Raw genomic sequence first — 2191 nt, forward strand, 5'->3', positions numbered from 1 at the left:
CTCCACCCCCTCGTCCAGGACTTCCTGGACACCCTCACCAGCAGCCAACGCGAACGCTTCACCGGACGCTGCCCCGAAGCCATCCTCCTCTCCCGCCACCTCACCACCGTCGAGAACACCCGCAGCAAACGCGCCTCCCGCAAACCCCTCACCCACGGCGAAGCACGACGCTCCCTCAAACACGCCAAGATCACCGCCCGCCGCATCCGCGAGGACGGCGACCCCCTCCACGGCAGCTACGCACCCCCCTGCCGCTCCTGCGACGCCCTCCTCGCCCACTTCGGCGTACGACCCGTCGACCTCACCACCCCCGAGAAGTGATGACCGCCGCCTCAGCCTCCTACGACCGCTCCTCGGCGACCCGCTTCCCCCACGCCGTGGACACCGCCCTGCGCACCGCCGGCTGGGAACCCGGCCGCTGGGACATCAAACAGGCCGAATACTGGGCCGACGCCCTGCGCGACCACACCACGCCCGCGGGCCACCGCCACACCGTCTTCCCCGCAGCCGTCGACGCCTGGGCCGAATTCGGCGGACTCACCGTCACCGCACCCGGACCCGGCCGCCAAATAGCACCCACCACCATCCGGCTCGACCCCCTCACCGGCCTCCACCTCGCCCGCACCTTCGCCGACCTCGGCCGCGCCCTCTCCACCGAACTGTGCCCCCTCGGCATCGAGGCCGAAGGAACCGCACACCTCGCCGTCGACGCCACCGGCCGCGTCTACTCCATCGACCACACCGGCGACTGGTACCTCGGCGCCACCGTCGACGAAGCCCTCACCGCCCTCCTCACCGGTCTGCAGCCCACCCGCCTGACCACCGCCGACCGACCCACCTGAGCCCAGGCCCGCGTACGGCCGCCTCCGCCACCGGCCCCCGCGGGAACGCCCGGCCCCCGCGGGAGCGCTACGCGGCGCCGGCCGGGGCCGGGGCCGGGAGGACCGCCGAGACGCGGAAGCCGCCGGCGTCCGTCGGGCCGGCCACGAAGACCCCGCCGAGCCCGAGCACCCGCTCGCGCATGCCGACCAGGCCGTTGCCCCCGCTGGGCAGGCCCGGTTCGACCGCCTGGCCGTCGCAGGGGCCGTTCTCCACCTGGACCGCCACCTCCTCGCCCCGGTGCGCCATCCGCACCACGACGGTCGCCCCCGGGGCGTGCTTGTGGCAGTTGGTCAGCGCCTCCTGCACCACCCGGTACGCCGTCTGCTCCACCTCGGCCGGGTACGCCGCCGCCTCGCCGTGCACGTCCAGCTCCACCGCCATCCCGGCGGCCCGCGACTGCCCGACCAGCACCCGCAGCTCCCCGAGCGTGGGCCCGTCCCCGTCGGCCGCCCCCGCGTCCGCCGTGACCGCCGCGTCCGCCGCGGCCGGCGACACCGGCCGCGCCACCGCCGGCGTGGCGGCCCGGGGCGGGGTCCGCAGCACCCCGAGCATCTCCCGCAGCTCCGTCAACGCCTGCCGCCCCATCTCCCCCACCAGCTCCGCATTGCGCCGCGCCTTCTCCGGATCCTTCACGGCCACCGCCTGCAACGCCGCCGCATGCACCACCATCAGCGAAACCCGGTGCGCCACCACGTCGTGCATCTCACGGGCGATCCGCGTCCGCTCCTCCTGCCGCGCCCACTCCGCCCGCTCCTCCGCCCGCTCCGCCAGCAACGACAGCTCCCGCTCCAGCGAATCCGCCCGCTCCTGCAAGCTCTCCATCAATCGCCGCCGCGCCCCCATGTACAGGCCGTACAGCACGGGCGGCACATTCAGCGCGATGGCGATGAACAACGCGAGCGTGGCGAGGTAACCGGGCCCGATCTCCCCGTTCGCCTCCATGCGGGTCCGCACCCACATCACCACGAAGGTCCCGGCGAACGACATCGACGTGAGGATCACGGTGATCCGCCGGGGCACCTCCGAAGCGGCCAGCGTGTACAGCCCCACCACACCGAGCAGGAAGCCGATCGCGGCGGGCGCCACGGCGACCCCGATCAGCACCACCGCGATGGGCCACCGCCGGCGCAGCACCAAGGTCGCGCCGACCAGCAGCGCGAACACCACCCCCACCGCAGTGGGCACCCCCGCCTCACGGGCCAGGCCGACGCCCTCGAACCCGCACTCCGCGGCGATCGTAGGTCTTGTCTTTCTGTGCGGTTGTCGATGATTTGGGCGATTCCCGGAAGGTGTGTGACAGAGCCCCGGT

At 73.6% G+C, this 2191-nt stretch carries 2 protein-coding genes and 1 pseudogene; 2 read left to right on the plus strand and 1 reads right to left on the minus strand.

The window, feature by feature from the left end; genetic code table 11:
• Both EF918_RS35005 and EF918_RS35010 read left to right on the plus strand, forming a co-directional pair.
• A partial coding sequence (locus EF918_RS35005; RefSeq protein WP_260610986.1) for a YwqJ-related putative deaminase occupies positions 1 to 321 on the plus strand: 321 nt, incomplete at its 5' end.
• Complete coding sequence (locus EF918_RS35010; RefSeq protein ID WP_125652886.1) at positions 321 to 842, plus strand: SUKH-3 domain-containing protein; 522 nt, start codon at positions 321 to 323, stop codon at positions 840 to 842. The genes EF918_RS35005 and EF918_RS35010, both read left to right, overlap by 1 nt.
• 67 nt (positions 843 to 909) lie before the next feature.
• On the opposite strand, the pseudogene EF918_RS35015 reads toward EF918_RS35010, so the two are convergent.
• Positions 910 to 2115: pseudogene (locus EF918_RS35015) on the minus strand (sensor histidine kinase); the annotation flags it as partial.
• Positions 2116 to 2191: the final 76 nt, after the last annotated feature.

It is taken from the genome of Streptomyces sp. WAC06614, from assembly GCF_003949795.1.
Taxonomy (GTDB): domain Bacteria; phylum Actinomycetota; class Actinomycetes; order Streptomycetales; family Streptomycetaceae; genus Streptomyces.